Origin of the sequence: Paenibacillus thiaminolyticus, from assembly GCF_003591545.1 — a bacterium.
Classification (GTDB): Bacteria; Bacillota; Bacilli; order Paenibacillales; family Paenibacillaceae; genus Paenibacillus_B; species Paenibacillus_B thiaminolyticus_A.
The window spans coordinates 52,371-69,945 of sequence record NZ_QYZD01000022.1 but is presented as its reverse complement, the minus strand read 5'-3'; the positions used below and the strand labels follow the sequence as shown (position 1 = coordinate 69,945).

Sequence of the window (17,575 nt, the reverse complement as noted above, 5' to 3'; positions counted from 1 at the left end):
GTAGAAAGCGATTCATCTGCTTATTCAGGGCATTTCACTTGGTTAATAAGGAGGGCCATCTATGACCAACCCGTTGTTTATCGTGTCCCGCGAGGACTGGTCGCTCCATCGCAAAGGATATCAGGATCAAGCGCGCCACCAGCAGAAGGTTAACGATGCGATTAAGCAGAATCTCCCCGACCTCATCACCGAGGAAAACATCATCATGTCCGACGGCAAGCAAATCATTAAAGTTCCGATCCGGAGCCTGGATGAATTCCGCTTCGTCTACAATTTCAACAAGAAAAAGCATGTCGGCCAAGGAGACGGCGACAGTCAGGTCGGAGACGTTCTCGGCACCGACGGCTCCCAAGTCGCGGGCAAAGGGAAGCAGGCTGGCGATCAGGCCGGAACGGATGTCATCGAAGCCGAGGTCAGCATCGCGGATCTCGAAAATATGCTGTTCGATGAGCTCGAACTGCCTTATTTGAAGCAGAAAGACAAAGATCAACTGGAGACGACCGACATCCGGTTCAACGATATTCGCAAAAAGGGCATCATGTCCAACATCGACAAGAAGCGCACCATTCTCGAAAATCTGCGCCGCAATGCGCTCGCCGGCAATCCGGGCATTCACCGCATCAGTCCGGACGATCTGCGCTTCAAGACATGGGAGGAGATCGTGAAGCCGCATTCCAATGCCGTCATTATCGCCATGATGGATACGTCCGGCTCGATGGGCTCGTTCGAGAAATATTGCGCGCGCAGCTTCTTCTTCTGGATGACGCGCTTCCTGCGCCGCCAATACGAGAAGGTCGATATGGTCTTCATCGCCCATCATACCGAAGCGAAGGAAGTGAGCGAGGACGAGTTTTTCACCCGGGGAGAGAGCGGCGGCACCATCTGCTCATCCGCCTATATCAAGGCGCTGGACATTATCGACAGCCGGTACCCGCCTTCTTCCTATAATATTTATCCGTTCCATTTCTCAGACGGCGATAATTTGACCAGCGACAACGATCGCTGCGTGAAGCTGATCGGCGAGCTGCTGCAGCGCGCCAACCTGTTCGGCTACGGCGAAGTGAATCAATACAATCGCAGCAGCACGCTCATGTCCGCGTACCGCCATATTCAGAACCCCCACTTCATGCACTATGTCATCAAGGAAAAGGCCGAGGTGTACCGCGCGCTCAAGCACTTTTTCAAAAAACAGCCGGAAGGGGTGCGCTCATGACAGCCGACGACATGCAGGCTCTGAACTATGCTATCGACGAGATTACCGAGATCGCGGCCGGCTTCGGTCTGGACTTCTACCCAATGCGCTACGAGATCTGCCCGGCCGACATCATCTACACGTTCGGCGCTTACGGGATGCCGACCCGCTTCAGCCACTGGAGCTTCGGCAAGACTTTTCATAAAATGAAAATGCAGTACGACTTCGGGTTGAGCAAAATCTACGAGCTCGTCATCAATTCCAACCCGTGCTATGCCTTCCTGCTCGAGGGCAATTCGCTCATTCAGAATAAGCTGATCGTCGCGCATGTGCTGGCGCATTGCGATTTCTTCAAGAACAATGCCCGCTTCTCCACCTCCAACCGCAATATGGTCGAGAGCATGTCGGCGACGGCCGAGCGTGTCATGCAATATGAGCTGGAATACGGGACGCAGACGGTGGAGAGCTTCATCGATGCCGTGCTCGCGATCCAGGAGCATATCGACCCGCAGATCGTGCGGCCGCGGACGCTCGACAAGCAGCGCTATATGGAGCTGAAAATCCGCGAGCAGCGCGAAGGGAAACCGCCCGCTCCGCCGGGGGCCTATGATGACCTGTGGGCACTCGAGGAAATGAAGGCAGCGATGCGGGCTTCTTCACCCCGGTCGGGGATCGCCGACCGCCGGTTCCCGCCGGAGCCGGAGAAAGACATCGTCTGGTTCATCCAGGAATTCTCCCCGGTGCTGGAGGATTGGCAGCGCGATATCATGACGATGCTACGTGATGAGATGCTCTATTTCTGGCCGCAGATGGAGACGAAAATTATGAACGAAGGCTGGGCCTCCTTTTGGCATCAGCGCATCCTGCGGGAGCTGGATCTGACCTCGGAGGAGACGCTCGAGTATGCGAAGCTGAACTCATCGGTCGTACAGCCGTCGCGCCACAGCCTGAATCCATATTATTTGGGCGTGAAAATATTCGAGGATATCGAGAAGCGCTGGGATAGCCCGACGGAGGAGGAGCGCGATCGGTTCGGCCGCGAGCCGGGTCAGGGCCGTGCCAAAATTTTCGAGGTGCGTGAATTCGATTCCGATCAATCGTTCCTGCGCAATTACTTAACGAAAAAGCTGTCGGAAGAGCTGGATCTGTACATTTTCGAGAAAAAGGGTCCGGAATGGAAAATTACCGATAAATCCTGGGAGAACATCCGCGATCAGCTCGTCTACTCGCGCGTCAACGGCGGCTTCCCGTACCTCGTCGTCGAGGACGGCGACTACCACCGCAACGGCGAGCTGTTCCTGAAGCATCACTATGAAGGGCTCGAGCTCGATCTGAAATATCTCGAACGGACGCTGCCGTATGTCTATACGCTATGGGGCAAGGCCGTCCACCTCGAGACGAAGGTCGAGGAGAAAATGGTGCTGTTCACCTATGACGGGAAAAAGGTGTCGCGGAAATTTATGTAGCAGTCTAAAATTTCCGTTCGCTATCAAAAGAAGCTGGCCTCCCCTTCTTCAAGGGTACCAGCTTCTTACTGCATAACTATTGGATCTCATTTCATTGTGGTAAAATAGAAAATGAAGGCAGGTGATGAACATGTCCGTCCCAAAAGATACTTTGGAACAAAATTTTAAACATAAATCTGTCGTCGAACTCGAAGATCTTGTACATTTCATCGAAGATCACTTCGGATATCATGTAACCCTAAGTAAAAAAGTTGACACCGTCCCACTTTCTAAGGAACAAAAACAGAAGCTGACATCCGTTATCTTCAAGGACCCAGGTGTACTTTATCAACTGAAGCAAGCCCGCGATGATCGTCAGAAAGGAATCTCAACTTACAGTGACAGCGAAGAAGAATTTGCTCAATTGTTAGATGAGGTCTCACATGACCAATCGTAAATATCGTGTAATGTGGACAAGCTACGCCCGTGTCGCGCTTGCTCGCATGCAGCCGTACAAAGTAGATCCCATGAATGTCTTTCGTCGTTCGAAAGATGTGCTGCGTCATTTCCCACATGAGAAGGCTTATGGTCTCTCAGACTTCCCTGGTTTTGAATTTAACGGTTATTTCTGGACTTTAATCGGCAATGCCATTCTAATCTACAGGATTGATCATAATCTTCTACATGTCTATGTCGATGCCTGCTTCTATGCCAATAATGCTGAATCACATGAAATATTTTGGGGTATAGAACCGGAAGAGGAATGACCAATTCACTTACAACAATTTCATCTTCAAGCATCAAGATTTCCCCCACAATTTCCTGCTATAAAAAACGATTACGGGAGGAATCATGATGCACGTATTTCAATTTGGATCTGTCACTATTCCATACGAATTGACGAGGAGCAGCAGACGCAAGACCGTGTCTATCTCCGTTAATCAACAAGGGGTTAAAGTGATTGCTCCTGAAACTGCAGAACATCAAGTCATTGAAGAGATCTTATATCGAAAAGGAGCTTGGATTCGCACTCAATTGCTGAACTTTGAGGAAATGAAGCAGACAAGTCTCCAAAGAAGATTTGTATCCGGCGAAAAGTTGCCATACCTCGGAAGACAATACCGCTTGAAATTATTTAAGAAAGCCGATGTCGAAGTACCTAAGCTAAGCTTCTATCAAGGACAATTTCGTGCAGAGCTTCATCCCGATGTTGCCGAAAGTCAGCATCGGGATCTTATCCTGCCATTATATATCGATTGGGTTAAGCATCGGGGGCTTGTATTTGCAAAAGACCGGATGAAAAAATTCACGATAAAGTATACTCACGAACCGAAGGCAATCATAATTAGAGATCAGGAACAACGGTGGGGCAGCTGTACGCCGTCAGGCAACATATTATTGAACTGGCGCATTTTTCTAGCACCTGCGTCAGTTGTAGATTATGTGCTTGTTCACGAATTGGCGCATCTTAGATACATGAACCATTCTAAGGAATATTGGGATACGGTCCGCATGCTTCTTTCTGAATATGAAGAGAAAAAAGAATGGCTTCGATTGAACGGTACTCTCCTGAACGTATAATGAAGACCAACCTCAAAGCTTTTGCTAAAGGTTGGTCTTCTCATTTTCTTGCTCCACTATCCCCTTTAATCAGTTGTCCTGTTGAATCCAATTGTCCTATTCCTTTTTGTTGTGGTTGGGGAATTACAACAATACAGGATTAGCAGATGTTTTTCCATTTTCAGCCTTAGATTATTTCGTCAAGAACTGATTTCGGTTTTGAGCCTTATTTTTTTAATTCATTGTTCACCTCTCAAATTATGACTACGGCTAATAAATGAAGAAGCCAACTCCCTAAAGTTGGCTTCTAGGGGTTTAAGTTTGAACAGCAGGACAAAGACCCAATACATCATTTCTCGTTCCACCTTCGTACAGGCTGCACCATCTTCAAGTTAACTATATTTTTGCTTGATTTCAGCCATCCACGCTGGAAGTTTGGTAGTTAGCGTCATATTATGCTTTAACAAATTGCCAGCCGTTTGATTAGTTGCCTTACTAAAATCAACACTACTAATGAGTTCATTGATGTAAGGAACAACATCAGGCTGTGAAATAGAATATGAATTCACTGATTTTCCAAGTAATTCACTGTCTATCCCCCACTCCGAAGCAAAATCAATAACCGCTTTGTGCAGCTTACTTGCTTTCCAAACTTCAAATGCCTCGTCAAAGTTTAAATCACTCGATAAGTGACCAGGCACAAGCTCAGTATCCACAAATTCCTTCAATAACTGTGCTTGCTCGTATTCCCCCATGTTACTCAACTCTTGAATTTGTTCATAAATAATACGGAGTGTTTCACTATCTACCGTTTGCACGCCGTTCGGTGAAGTAACTTTTGAACCAACTAAACGAAGAATATGATTCGCGTCGATTACTTGTGTTCCCGCTAACTTCGTTTTTCCAACAAGCGTATTAATTGGTGTTGGCAGAGGTGGGGTTCCTGGCTTCCAAGTTAAGTTTTTATATGCACCGACATACTGCAACCAAGTATGCTCATCAATACCAAAAGTTATATTATCCCACTTGAATTCATAGTATTGTTCTACCAAATTCAACTGCTCAGCAGCATCTTTAAAAGCAAGGATAAATGCTTCCTTTTTCTCCTCATCATGTTCAATGGTCTGCCATTCAGTAGGATCAGGTAAAGTCGGAATCATTTCAGTAACTTTTATTGCTAATTTCCTTACAGCAGTTTCATAGGTATCAACAATGGCCTTACTGCTCTTACCACCGCTTCCATACAGCTTCAAAGCTTGATCTACGGTTTGCTCGGTAAGCCGTGGAAATTGGAAGTTGACAATTGTTCCAAACTCTTTATTTGAGCCAAACACTCGATTTGTTCGTGAATAGGCTTGAATCAAACCTTGAAGTTCTAGTGTACGGTCAACATAAAGCGTATTCAGACGCTTAGAGTCATAACCTGTCAGCAGTTGGTCTGCCACAATCACGAGGTCTATATTTTTAGGATTTCGTCCGCTGCCGCCTCGAGTGGCACGCTCCACGATATCTTCAAAGTAAGCATCCTCGCCATGCTTTTTATCACCAGCAACAAACTCAATGCCAGTAAACGCAGCGTAGTCCTTAAACATACCTTTAACAATATTAAGGTCTAGTGGCGCAGGATCATTTTCGTTACCGAAACTAAACGTCATCGCCACATTTAGCTTTTCTCCACGATCTGTCAGTTGTTTCTTGAACTCTTCATAATAAGCAATCACACGATTTTTATAGGCAACTGTCAAAATAGCATTAAATTCTCTACCTTGTGATTGTGATTCCCAGTTACTCAAAATTTCTTCAACTACACGTGGGATATGTGTTTCATCTTGGTATGTAAACAATTCTCGTTTCTTAGCCTGCTTTTCCAGGTCAGCTTCTGACAATTCTTGAACTTGGCGTTCAATTTCTCTGTCCGTCAATTCAGGGTGCTCTTCCTTCATTTTCTCAGCTAGCTGCTCTCTTAAATCATCATAACTCTTGAATTCTCCAGTGTTGATATAGTCAACGTGAAATCCTAATACATTTTTATCCGCAATCGCCTCATCAATCGTGTATTGATGTAACTTAGGTCCGAATAACTTTTCAGTCGTATTGATGACTTCGCTTCTTTCATTAATCTTTCCTTTGATTTTGTTTTCATCAAATAAAGGGGTTCCAGTAAAGCCGAAGAAGAGCCCATTTTTCTTGAAATAACGCTTTATGGTTCCCATCATCTGCCCCATTGTCGTACGATGGGCTTCATCGATGATAAACACGATTTTCTTATCTGCTAAACTAGCATCTTGAGCTTCTTCCAGTTCTTTCACTAAAGAATTCAGTTTGAATGTTGTCGTTACCACTATTCCGTTTTTAGCTGACTTGAGTATCTTCTTTAGCTGGTAGGTATGTTTCGTATCATCAACGGAAACAGTCTCGTACGCAGCGTATGCTTTGAAGTTTTCACTGGTACGATTGTCTAGCTCACGTCGATCAACAAGGAAGACGACTTTATCAAATCCGGCTCTAGTCGATAAAAACAAAGCCGTCTTGAAACTCGTAATCGTTTTCCCCGAACCAGTAGTATGCCACACAAAACCGCCGTGAGGGATTTTTTCATCATTATCCCAACCAAATGCTGCCCCTTCAACCGCTTGTAAAGCGTGGACTTGATAGGGGCGCATCAGCATATGACGCCTGTTTTCTTCTTCTTTCGCTTCGTCAATGACTAAGTAATCTCCGACCATCTGATGTGCCATTGGAATCATCAAGAATTGCTTAATCACCTTTTCCCAATCATTTACAACATTGTTTTCTTTATCCGCCCAATGAAAGACGAAACTAGGGTTAAAATCTCCTGCTGTTTTTGGAGTAGCGAAATATCGTGTGGCAATTTCAGAAGTGATGACCATCATCTGCGAAAAAGCCATAAAGTTATTACTGTATTCGCCGTCACGATAGTAGCGCATAAACTGTCCAAATGCCTCGTCTAGCGTTTTGTCCGTACGTTTTTGCTCAATATTGATTAAAGGCAAGCCGTTGATAAGCAAGACAATATCAAAACGGTTGTTGTTCGGTGTCTGTACTTCTCTAGCAATCCTATAGCTTGAATCCCCACCACGCACTTCCGCTTTTTTAAAAATGGTCAACGTGATTTGTTTTCTTGTGATTTTTGGATTGTCATCACGGTAAATGCCGTCAATTTTTCCTTTTGATTCTTCAATGGCTAAAATCTTCGCAGCTTCGTAGCTGTTGCTGATTTGATTGACTTTTGCCATAACTTGACGGAATTCGTTATCTGTCAATTCAACGCCTTCCAGTTGATCGACATTGATACGGTTGAGTTCGCCACGCCAGTGAGTGACCAAATCAGCAACGGTTACTTTCTGAGTATTCCCGTTTAGAAAGTCGGGCGCTTCCCATTTATATTTTTGCAGTTCTTTGACAAAATTCTCTTGAAACGTTTTCTCTGCTGCACTTTTTGGTACATTGCTCATGACTTACGCTCCCCTCTATACAAACATCTCATGTAGGTATGCTTTTTTTATATTTTGTAGTTTTTCCAGCTTACGCTGATGAAGAGCGATAGTGTCATCAACACTTCTCAAAAAGTTACCAATTTTGATTTGTTCTTCAATACTTGGAAAAAAAGTCTCGAAATTTAAAACATTTGATACGCTGATACCAAAAACTTTCATTCCTGAACCGACTTTATAACCATATTTTCTAAATATTGGGGATTGAATCAAATAATATAAAAATAGCGGGTTCATATTTTTAGGACGAAGTGCAATAGTGTGCAGTCCTGCAACAACGTTAAATTCTGTGTCCTCAACAATAACTGCTGGTGTTGCTATACCTTGATAATCTTCAGAAGCATCTGCAAGAATTAAATCACCTTTATTTAAAAATTCATATTTCCCTTGTTTAATACTAGGGATTTTAGATGTGTTAGATACTTTATCAGCAACTTTTGTATGAATATCACCATAATGAACATACTTAATTCCAGTATTTTCAGAAGTTTCGACATTTCGAGAAAGCGCATATGATTTCACTCTGTCAAAAATACCTTCAAACTTACGCTGTTCCCAAGCTTGAGTAAATCCTGCAAATCTCCGTTTTGGCTCACGCTCACCTTCAGCGGGAAACATTTCAGAAAGATAAGCAGATTTCAATGATTTCATCTTTTCTAATTTACGCTGATGAAGGGTGATAAGGTTGTCAATACACTTAAAAAACTTACCAATTTGTACTTGTTCGTCTCCTTCCACTGGAACAGATACTTCCATATCAGCCAGATCATTTGAATTGATTGCGGGATAGCTTGTACCAGTACATCTATCTAATACCGTACTGACAAACTGTTCGTTTTGTACCAGACTCAGCAAAAAGTATCCATCACCATAAGGACGCATTTGAGCATATCCTGTTGAGAAAACATAGTTATTACAAGGTTTTTCAAATAAATGGTTATTTTTTTGATATGGTCTAACTGTTTGATAAAACAGATCGCCTTGGCGTGCAAGTCGCTGTGCCCTTGATGGAGCAGTAGCTTTTCTTTCCTCCCTATGTGCAATCATTTCTGTGCCTACGACAGACTCCAAGTCTACATATTCAAATGTTTCTGGTAGTTCCGCTTTCGGGTTAAACTCCGCGACGGTTCCCAACTTACGCTTTTCCCAAGCGTAAGTGTTTTGAAATTCCTTAAATCGCCTTTTTGGCACTACATTTGTTTGTTCTGTCATGATCTCACCACCAAGTCACTCATCAAGGCTTCTAACGCTGATTCCAAGCTACGACTTTCTTCGTCAATCGCTGACAACGTATCGGCATAGCGATTATTCAACATTTGCAGTGTGCTCAGCTCTGTTTTTATCGGTATCTCTACTAAACCAACCATAGCATCCACGGTGTTGCCGAACCATTTTTCATACATTAAGTTGTCGATTTCTTCGTCTGTCAAAGTTAAGATACGTTCTTGCACAGCATCTTTGAGCGCTTTTTCATCCGCTTTCACGGCTTTGCTAAGCGCTGATTTATCTGCCAATAACTTCTCAACTTTTTTCAGTAGGTTATATTCAACTGTTCCCTTGTTTGCCTTTTTTAACTCAGCTTTGATTGATTTATTGTCAAAAGCCTCACCTGCTTCATTCAAGCTTTCACCTAAAGCATTGGCCTCATCACTGTCTTCCACTTTGGCAGCCTCAACCAAGTCTGACAGCTCCGTTTCCATCTCTTGAATGCGAGCCTGTTTTGATTCGGTTTCTTTTAACTCATCACAATATAAACGTTGCGCAATCAACTCATTGGGTACAATACTACCAACCCAGCCGTCTTGCTCTACACGTTTTTTATCTCCCGTTCCCTTCGTTACCATATTCGGCTCGCGAGTGCGTCCTGCTGTATAGAAATCACTTAACGCGATAATTTCCGTGTCATGCGTCAGTGCATTCTTCCAAATTTCAGCTACAATCTGATATCCGTCATATACATCAATATCGTTGAACGCTGACAAAATCACCTTGATTTCAATAAGCATTTCATCCATCAGCTGAGTCAAACTACTGCTTTTGTCTACCTTTCGTAAAATATCCCAGTATTTTTCGATATAAGATTTTACCTTGCTTTCGATTGCTTTTGATCTTTCAATAATCCTCGAGTCGTTCAATATATTCACAGAAATTTCCGCAACTGGTTTCAAAAGTTCAACATAGCCGTCACGAATTTCTCTCAAAGATTGCTTTAACACATCTGGCACAATAGACTGCAAAATCTTCAAGTTGTCAATGTTCGCTTGAGGAATCCCGCCAAGCAGGTGAGCATCCACATCATGAGGAATTTCTTCGTCAATCGCCTCAATATAGCGAGGAATATTCATGTTGTACTCATTTTCCAATATTTCCTCACGAGTTGCTAAATGGCTATATCCTTTCTCTTCTCTACGTTCCACATACGTATCTACAATTTTAGCGATGTCTTTTTCTCGTAGAACGTTTTGTTTTCCTACTTTCATATAGCTGTGAGAAGCATCAATGAGTAAGACAGGTTCACCGATTTTTCTATTCTTCTTCAAAATGATTACAACGACCGGAATGCCTGTATTGGTAAATAAATTATTTGGCAAGCCGATGATGGTATCAATATAGTTCTTCTCAAGCAATCGTTCACGAATTTCGCCTTCCGATGAACCACGGAATAGAACCCCGTGAGGCAAGACAATCGCCATCGTGCCTTGTTGACCTAAGTGGAATAATCCGTGTAAAAGAAACGCAAAGTCGCCTTTAGAGTCTGGCGGCAACACTCCGGCAACTTCAAAACGAGGGTCGCTGACTTTCAACCCTGCTTTATTCCAATTTTTCGCGGAATAGGGTGGGTTCATGACCACCGCATCAAATTGCACGCCTTCATTTGGACGCTCTGGATCTTCAGGCCAGTCTTGAGAAAGTGTATCGCCGTTTTTAACGGTCATCTTCTCAGGACGAACACCATGAAGCAACAAGTTCATACGAGTTAAGTTATAGGTTGCTGTATTCTTTTCTTGCCCGTAATAGCTCAAATTCTTTTGAACATCTTCATCTAAATGCTTCTTAACCGTTAATAGTAGTGAACCAGAACCGACAGTCGGGTCATAGATGGACTTGATGTCAGATGTTTTTGCTACAATCTGTGCCATGACTTCACTGACTTGTCGTGGCGTGTAGAATTCACCAGCCTTCTTCCCCGACTCCATGGCAAACTGACCGATAAGATACTCATAGGCATCTCCCAGAACATCGCCTTTTTGCAATGCCACCATGTCCAAGTCTGCGAACAGCAAAATTAGTGCCTTAATATTTTTGCTACGTTCATTTAAGCTGCTACCTAAAGCAGTATCCGTTAAATCAAGCGTAGAGCTTGAGAACAATCCTCTGAAGTCATCTGCATCTCCTGACACGGCAATCGTACGCTCGAAGTTATTCAAACTATCCGTTACCTTTGAAACTTCAAAATCTCCTGAGTTAATGTCCTTTAACCAAGTCTGGTAGAGATGCTGAGGCAATACATAATAACCTAGTGCAGCTTGCAACATTTTATCAAGCTGTTCGCCGTATTCTGCTCTTGCCTTTGCGTATTCCTCAACTAATTCGAATTCATTCATTTTTCCTAAACCACTGGACGTTCTAAATGTTTCTAAAGTCTTATCACTTAAAAACTTGTAGAACATTAACCCAAGCATATAATCTTTGTATCGGCTGGCATCCATTGAACCACGCAGTTCATTTGCCCCGTCCCATAATCTGCGTTTAATTTCTTCTGATGTAATCACTTCGTATACTCCCTTGATTTTTTTATTTTTTAGCTCAATAATTTCGACTATATCAAGTACCAAACATATTAATCACACTTATCTGACGTTAAAAAATCTGATGATTTTTTGGCTCAAAACCGAAATCAGTTCTTGACGAAATAACCTAAGGATGAAAATGGAAAAACATCTGCTAATCCTGTATTGTTGTCATTTCCCAACCACAACAAAAAGGAATAGACAGATGCAGAACCAGTATATCAGTGAATTACTAGACTTGACAATTTTCGCTCCTTCACGTAACCAACCGATTGAATCAATATACCACCCGAACCACAAGTTGGATCATATACACGCATGCCTTCCTCAGGTTTGATGAGCTTCACGATCAGTCTTCTACTACTTTAGAAGGCGTATAGAACTCGCCGCCCTTCTTCCAGGCATCGTCGGCGAACATTTTAATCAAGTATTCGTATGCGCGATCGATACGCGCAAAATGTCGGCGGATTTCCATAGATGGGATTCTAATTCTTGTTGTGTCAACTGACTCATTGGTTGCTATTCACCCAGTTTATTCATATATATATCAGTCTTCGACTTGCTTCTCAAAAGCTTGTTCGATAAGGAACATGATGTAATCCAGCTCCTCGTGTGAGGAAATCCCTACCTCTACATCCCCATTGCCCCAACGTCCAAGATTGGTCACATCCTTGCATATTCCACGCGGGTCATTAATTTCATGAAAGGCAAGATTCAGGCTTAACCGCAATCGGCTCTTCTGCGGAACAATGTCTACAAAATTAGTAGTGGCTTTATACGCAATGTACAGTTTCTTGAATTCCTCACGGATTGAACTATCCAAATTGCAAATTCTTGTTCGCAATTGTTCAAACAACTTTAACATGTCCCCCTGAAGGTATTCAGCATGATCGGCAAGCGAATAGATTTTATCTTTTTCAGTTCCTTTTTTAGTATACTTCAGCAATACGTCAGCATCTAGATGAGGTAGCTTCCACACATGGCGTGCCTGTTCTGCCAATGACATTGCGCGCTTACGAATCTCTGCTTCGTTCCAGGTATGTAATTGCGCTAACTCACGATTCAAACGAAGCGGACTATCGGCGAATCCTCCTGCTTGATCGCGCTTGACCTTAAACGGCTTATCGCTTAATTCTGAATTATAGCGTGTTAAGGTTAGATTACCAATCGTATGCAAATACGTTTTATGTACCTCTTCCCAATTGGAACCGAGCTCTTGTCTCCACTCGGGCGAAAGGTTCTCATTTTGAGGCATGATATGTTCGATCGTGTAGCTCTCAATATTGACGATCTCTTTCCGGTTATCATTCTCCAGCTTGCGAAGCAAATAATTGCGACTTCGGAAATTATAAATATCCTTAACAACAAATTCTCGTATAAACTCCTCGTCGTTAGGCATTCGTTTATATGAATTTTTCAGCAAAAATGCAGCCTGTATGCTCCCCAAATAATGATCTTTATCGATTTCCTTGCTTAACGTTGCAAAAGTCTTATTTAATGAGCTGGTCGGAACTCCGCAAATGGCTCGCCGAAACACGTAGGATTCAACTAACCGAAGAATAAATATCAATTCTTGTTTGCCAATCTTATTTGCTGCATAATCATCATACACTTCAAGCAAGAACGGATAAGAAACCTCTACTCGTAATGCATTGATATCTTTTAGAGCTTCTGTGATTTCTTTATCTGGGTCTTGTTGAAAGTTTAGAATGGCAAAATATTTAGAATATCGATAAATATCTTTCACAATTTCATGAAGACTTCTTCCCTCTTGGCTGTAGACATATGATTTGAAATCTGCATATACATTATTTTTATTAGGAATACGCCCTGTTTTCAGAGTTAAATAGTCTCGTATAAAACGATCAAACACCTCAGTTTCAGCCGTTCCAAAGGCCTGCTCCATGGGATACCAGTAGTTTTGGTAAAGTTCGTTCTGCTCCCTAGGTTCCAATCCCATCAATACATAATTGCGAATCAAGTCTGCCTGTGACAGATCAAGGCCGGTAGAATTCAAGCTTTCAAATATGAGTTGCGGATTATCGTGGTCACGATCAAGCGAGATATCGACAACAATTAATTTCATAAGCCCATGAAATAAGGCACTTAGACTCATATTCACCTTTCTTATTTCATCCAAAAAATAATGATAGTTCTCTATGATACGTTGTGATGGTGCAGTAGGCAGTTCTTTGTCCTCAATGAGCCGAATTAACGTTTCTTTGTCCGTTTTGGTCAATACCAATTTATGAAACAAGTCACCTTCTTCTTCATTGTTAACCAAATAATAGTTAATAATCTTCTTTTTCGTCATTTCAAATTCTTCATTCCGCTCTTCAATTACCTTCGCAAATGCTCTCAACAATAGGCTTAGTGTAGTCAGTCGTTGTTGTCCATCAATAACAAGCAATTGGGGTATAGAGGAAATTTGGTAGATCCCTTTTTCGACATATACGACTGAGCCAATAAAGTGTCCTTTGATGTTCTCATCATGTGCCGCTCTTAGAATATCGTTCCACAATTGTTTGCATTGATTGATGGTCCAACTGTACTTTCGCTGGTAAATCGGGATGATAAATTGCTTCGTTCCTTGCAAAAACTTTAGGAAATTCGTTTCCGAAGCCTTCATGGTTACTCACCTCATACTTCCAGATGCTCTTAGTTCAATAGTACCATAAATTAACTCCCCCCTAAATAAAAACTGCCGCTCAATGAGGAGCGACAGGAAATATATGCTTCTTCAATTTATCAGTTCTCCCTTCACCCCAACTCCATCTCCGGCAGCTCGTCGAGAGCCGCCGGTGCCTTCGCTTGAACAGGCTGGCCATTGGCGCGGACCAGGGTGTAGTATTCGTAGTCGCCGATGACGGTGAAGTTCCCGTCCATGACCCCGGGATAGGCGCGGTTCACGGAGTAAATCTGGCTCCGGTAGGCCTGTAAAGCCCGCCCCTTGTGCTGGCGGAAGCCGCGGATATCGGCTCGCGCCGTGATCGGGCAGGTCTGCTGCGGGCCGGAATCCGGACAATGGTCGTAGTAATGAGGGATCGAGGTATAGTAGAATAATGGCTTCCGGCCCTCCGGATAATGCGCTTCGGACAGCTCGACCGCCCTCGCCGTGGCCCGGGATATCGCGATATGATCGGGATGTCCGGTCACCCCGTCCGGCGGAAACGTTATAATGACCTCCGGCCTTAGCTCGACAATCGTAGTCTGAATCCGATGCGCCAGCGCGGACGGGTCAAGCGACTTCAGTTCTCCGTCCGGATACCGGTACAGCGCGAGTTCAGCGATGCCGAGTATGGAGCAAGCGTTCCGCAGCTCCTGTTCCCGGAACCAGGCCAGTTCTTCGCGGCTAGCGAATCGGAATTCCCCTGACCTCCCCTTGCATCCCGAGGTGGCGCATGCGAGAATCACGTCATGGCCTGCACTGCTCAGCTTGGCTATCGTCCCTCCGGCGGCAAAGGATTCATCATCGGGATGGGCCGTCTTCATTTCCCTTCAGCCTCCCGCTGTTGATCGGTTGCCCGCCTGAAATGTGGATGGCTCAACGTTATCATTGGCGTTTCCCCTCCCCTTTGTCTCCAAATAAGATAATCCCATGGCGATAACACCATAAATCGGCTCTCGGCGGGCCTCGTCCCATTGGACATGCGGAGCGTATGCTTCGATGCGCCGCAGCAGCGCTTCCCGGACATAACCTTCATGCTGCAGCACACCGCCCTGCATAATGGCAACAAAGGGGTCGCGGTGGAATGACAGATGACGAATCACTGCGGCTGCGGCGTAGAACAGCTCGTCAGCGGCTGCCGATAAAACCCGCTGCGCTTCCTTATCCCCTGCAGAGGCGGCCTGCCCGACCACGCGAGAGAGCTGGCCTACTTGCTCGATGGAATAGGCTGAACCGTACATCCAGTTGAATAGATCTTCTTCCCGCTCCATCCCTAAAAACGGCAGCACCCATTCTTTAAGCTTCGTGTCTGCTCCTCTTCCGTCGTAAGCCCTGAGAATCGACAACACCGCCTGCTTGCCGATCCAATAGCCGCTGCCTTCGTCGCCAACACGATGGCCCCAGCCTCCCGCTCTGGCCGTCCTTCCATTCTCGTCGATCCCGTATATAATCGAACCGGTTCCCGAAATCACCAATATCCCCGGCTGACCGCCGGTCGCGCCGAGCAAGGTGGCATAGCCGTCGTTCTCCACGATCAGGTGCCCGACTTGAAGCGGCAGCAGCGCGAGCGCCTCTTGCACCATTCCAGTGATAGCGACCCTGTCGGCTTCGGTATCCAGGCCGGCCAGGGCGAACACGGCGCATTCCACTTCCACGACGGTGCCCGCATTCGACTCGATACAGGTTCCGCCGCTGTGTTCCAGGTTCGCGCTCGCCCCGCGAATCGCCGCCGCGAGCCCGAGCATGGCTCCCTCTGTCCCGCTGCCGTGGTAATTGGACGGGCCGCCTTGCCCTCGTCCGAGCAACTGACCCTGCCTATCTGTGAAGACGGCAAGCGATTTGGTCCCCCCGCCGTCGACGGCCAGCAGGGGGATACGGCGTATTGCCATCAGCTCCCACTCCACTCCAGGATGACTTGATCCACATGCTGCATCGCCCGCTGAATCTTGTCCTGCGCCTGCCCAACCCATTTCAAATGCGCCTGCTGCTCATTCATCCGAATCTCAATCATGCGCTTGACTTCCTTCGGGCTCGGCCCTCCTGGCAACGAACGAATATCTACAAAATGCACAGGGTCGAGCGCCTCACGCAGCGTTTCTTCATTAAGCGTCGTCTCTCGCCCGATTTGGCGCCGCGCGCTCTCGTTGACGAGAGTGAGCGTAATCTGATCCGCCGCCAATCCTTGCGCCAAGGCCTGCTGCACCACGTCGCTGACGATGTGATGGGCTTGGCGGAACGACAAGCCATCCGTCCGAACCAGCGTATCCGCCAGCTCGGTCACCGTGGCGAAACTCCCCTGGGTGCGCTTCCGCAGCACCTCTTTGTTCACTTCCATCGTGCCGATGACGGCGGCGAACAGGCGGTAAATGTTGTCAATCATGCCGAGGCTTTTCCAGGCATAAGGCTGCATATCGTCCTCGGTATCCACGATGTCGCCGAACGGCGTATTGTGAATCATCGTCAGCACCGTGTTCGTATTACCGACGCAGCTCGACAGCAGGGCGCGCATATGCTCGAACGAGACAGGATTGCGCTTCTGCGGCATAATCGAGCTGATCTGTACATACGGGGCCGCCACATGCAGGGCGGCGAACTCCTGCGTGCACCAGAGCAGCATATCTTGAACGACCCGGCCCAAATTGATCGCCGCGAGCTGCAAGGCTGTCGCGATCTCGCCCAAATAATCGGCGCCGCCGATGGCGTCATAGGAATTATCGATGAGTTCGTCAAAAGCAAGCAGCTCCATCATCTGTTCCCGGCTGATTGCAAAGCCCGATGTCGTGAGCGCCGCGGCGCCCATGCTGCTGCGGTTGCAATTGGCGTAGGAGGCCATCATGCGCCGGATGTCCCGGTTGAGCGAATCGGCGACCGCCATCATATAATGCGCGAGTGTCGTCGGCTGCGCCTGCTGCGTATGCGTGTAACCGATCATCAGCGTCTCGGTGTGGTCGCTGGCGAACAGAAGCAGCTGTTCCTTCAGCTTCAGCGCGGAAGTCAGCGTCACGAGCAGCTTCTCCCGCAGCACCATCCGGTAGATCGCGATGCCCATGTCGTTCCGGCTGCGCGCCAGATGCAGGTTCCCGGCGATCTCGCCCGCATGCTCCAACAGTTGAGACTCGACCTGGAAGAACAAATCCTCGAACTGCCCCGTATAGCGGACTTGGCGCAGCGCCTCCGTATCGATGGCCCGTATCGCCCTGGCGATCTGCTTCGCTTCGTCAAGCGACACCAACTGCTGCCGCTGCAGCATGATGAGGTGGGCCTTGTTGATCGCCATCATCGGACCGAGCAAATGTGTTTTCGCTTCATTAAAAGCCGGTTCGAGCACCACCTCCGCGTACGTTTTGCCGGGAAATGCCGTTCCTTCAGCTTCCATCCATTTCTCACGATATCCCATAGCGTTC

Annotated in this window: 12 protein-coding genes and 1 pseudogene; 5 read left to right on the top strand and 8 right to left on the bottom strand. The window is 45.9% G+C overall.

Translation table 11 applies throughout. The features are described 5' to 3' along the window. The first annotated feature begins 61 nt into the window (after positions 1-61). The 5 genes from yhbH (at position 62) to DQX05_RS20810 (ending at position 4,218) form a co-directional block, all read left to right on the top strand. The gene (yhbH, locus tag DQX05_RS20830; RefSeq protein WP_119795402.1) at positions 62-1,213 is read left to right on the top strand and encodes a sporulation protein YhbH; all 1,152 of its coding nucleotides are present in this window, start codon (positions 62-64) and stop codon (positions 1,211-1,213) included. Next, on the top strand, positions 1,210-2,658 hold the full coding sequence (locus DQX05_RS20825; RefSeq protein ID WP_119795401.1) for a SpoVR family protein: 1,449 nt from the start codon (positions 1,210-1,212) through the stop codon (positions 2,656-2,658). The genes yhbH and DQX05_RS20825 overlap by 4 nt, the downstream gene beginning before the upstream one ends. A 130-nt stretch (positions 2,659-2,788) precedes the next feature. Continuing rightward, the gene (locus tag DQX05_RS20820; RefSeq protein WP_147385217.1) at positions 2,789-3,094 is read left to right on the top strand and encodes a hypothetical protein; all 306 of its coding nucleotides are present in this window, start codon (positions 2,789-2,791) and stop codon (positions 3,092-3,094) included. Next, complete coding sequence (locus DQX05_RS20815) at positions 3,081-3,404, top strand: hypothetical protein (protein ID WP_119795399.1); 324 nt, start codon at positions 3,081-3,083, stop codon at positions 3,402-3,404. Before DQX05_RS20820 ends, DQX05_RS20815 begins: the two co-directional genes overlap by 14 nt. An 85-nt stretch (positions 3,405-3,489) precedes the next feature. After that, positions 3,490-4,218, top strand: a complete 729-nt coding sequence (locus tag DQX05_RS20810) for a M48 family metallopeptidase (RefSeq protein ID WP_259392149.1) — start codon at positions 3,490-3,492, stop codon at positions 4,216-4,218. A 371-nt stretch (positions 4,219-4,589) separates the two neighbouring features. Here DQX05_RS20810 and DQX05_RS20805 read toward each other — a convergent pair whose 3' ends face one another. From DQX05_RS20805 to argH, 8 genes and pseudogenes are all read right to left on the bottom strand, one after another. Continuing rightward, on the bottom strand, positions 4,590-7,673 hold the full coding sequence (locus DQX05_RS20805) for a type I restriction endonuclease subunit R, EcoR124 family (RefSeq protein WP_119795397.1): 3,084 nt from the start codon (positions 7,671-7,673) through the stop codon (positions 4,590-4,592). A gap of 15 nt (positions 7,674-7,688) precedes the next feature. Beyond that, complete coding sequence (locus DQX05_RS32410; protein ID WP_119795396.1) at positions 7,689-8,924, bottom strand: restriction endonuclease subunit S; 1,236 nt, start codon at positions 8,922-8,924, stop codon at positions 7,689-7,691. Beyond that, a complete protein-coding gene (locus DQX05_RS20795) occupies positions 8,921-11,485 on the bottom strand; it encodes a type I restriction-modification system subunit M (RefSeq protein WP_119795416.1) in 2,565 nt (854 codons plus the stop codon). The genes DQX05_RS32410 and DQX05_RS20795 overlap by 4 nt, the downstream gene beginning before the upstream one ends. Before the next feature lie 266 nt (positions 11,486-11,751). Continuing rightward, positions 11,752-11,978, bottom strand: a pseudogene (locus DQX05_RS20790) (HsdM family class I SAM-dependent methyltransferase); the annotation flags it as partial. 72 nt (positions 11,979-12,050) lie between these two features. Continuing rightward, on the bottom strand, positions 12,051-14,132 hold the full coding sequence (locus DQX05_RS20785; protein WP_119795395.1) for a DUF262 and DUF1524 domain-containing protein: 2,082 nt from the start codon (positions 14,130-14,132) through the stop codon (positions 12,051-12,053). A 131-nt stretch (positions 14,133-14,263) separates the two neighbouring features. After that, positions 14,264-14,995: a PIG-L deacetylase family protein gene (locus tag DQX05_RS20780; RefSeq protein ID WP_119795394.1), complete on the bottom strand. Its 732-nt coding sequence runs from the start codon at positions 14,993-14,995 to the stop codon at positions 14,264-14,266. A 6-nt stretch (positions 14,996-15,001) separates the two neighbouring features. Next, positions 15,002-16,060, bottom strand: coding sequence for an N-acetylglucosamine kinase (locus tag DQX05_RS20775; RefSeq protein ID WP_119795393.1), 1,059 nt, complete (start codon positions 16,058-16,060; stop codon positions 15,002-15,004). Further along, positions 16,060-17,568: an argininosuccinate lyase gene (gene argH / locus DQX05_RS20770; protein WP_119795415.1), complete on the bottom strand. Its 1,509-nt coding sequence runs from the start codon at positions 17,566-17,568 to the stop codon at positions 16,060-16,062. Before argH ends, DQX05_RS20775 begins: the two co-directional genes overlap by 1 nt. Positions 17,569-17,575 lie beyond the last annotated feature (7 nt).

Excerpts from the sequence above, each read along its gene's own strand:
- yhbH (WP_119795402.1), top strand. The coding sequence starts at position 62 with ATGACCAACCCGTTGTTTATCGTGTCCCGCGAGGACTGGTCGCTCCAT.
- DQX05_RS20825 (WP_119795401.1), top strand. The coding sequence starts at position 1,210 with ATGACAGCCGACGACATGCAGGCTCTGAACTATGCTATCGACGAGATT.
- DQX05_RS20820 (WP_147385217.1), top strand. The coding sequence starts at position 2,789 with ATGTCCGTCCCAAAAGATACTTTGGAACAAAATTTTAAACATAAATCT.
- DQX05_RS20815 (WP_119795399.1), top strand. The coding sequence starts at position 3,081 with ATGACCAATCGTAAATATCGTGTAATGTGGACAAGCTACGCCCGTGTC.
- DQX05_RS20810 (WP_259392149.1), top strand. The coding sequence starts at position 3,490 with ATGATGCACGTATTTCAATTTGGATCTGTCACTATTCCATACGAATTG.
- DQX05_RS20805 (WP_119795397.1), bottom strand. The coding sequence starts at position 7,673 with ATGAGCAATGTACCAAAAAGTGCAGCAGAGAAAACGTTTCAAGAGAAT.
- DQX05_RS32410 (WP_119795396.1), bottom strand. The coding sequence starts at position 8,924 with ATGACAGAACAAACAAATGTAGTGCCAAAAAGGCGATTTAAGGAATTT.
- DQX05_RS20785 (WP_119795395.1), bottom strand. The coding sequence starts at position 14,132 with ATGAAGGCTTCGGAAACGAATTTCCTAAAGTTTTTGCAAGGAACGAAG.
- DQX05_RS20780 (WP_119795394.1), bottom strand. The coding sequence starts at position 14,995 with ATGAAGACGGCCCATCCCGATGATGAATCCTTTGCCGCCGGAGGGACG.
- DQX05_RS20775 (WP_119795393.1), bottom strand. The coding sequence starts at position 16,060 with ATGGCAATACGCCGTATCCCCCTGCTGGCCGTCGACGGCGGGGGGACC.
- argH (WP_119795415.1), bottom strand. The coding sequence starts at position 17,568 with ATGGGATATCGTGAGAAATGGATGGAAGCTGAAGGAACGGCATTTCCC.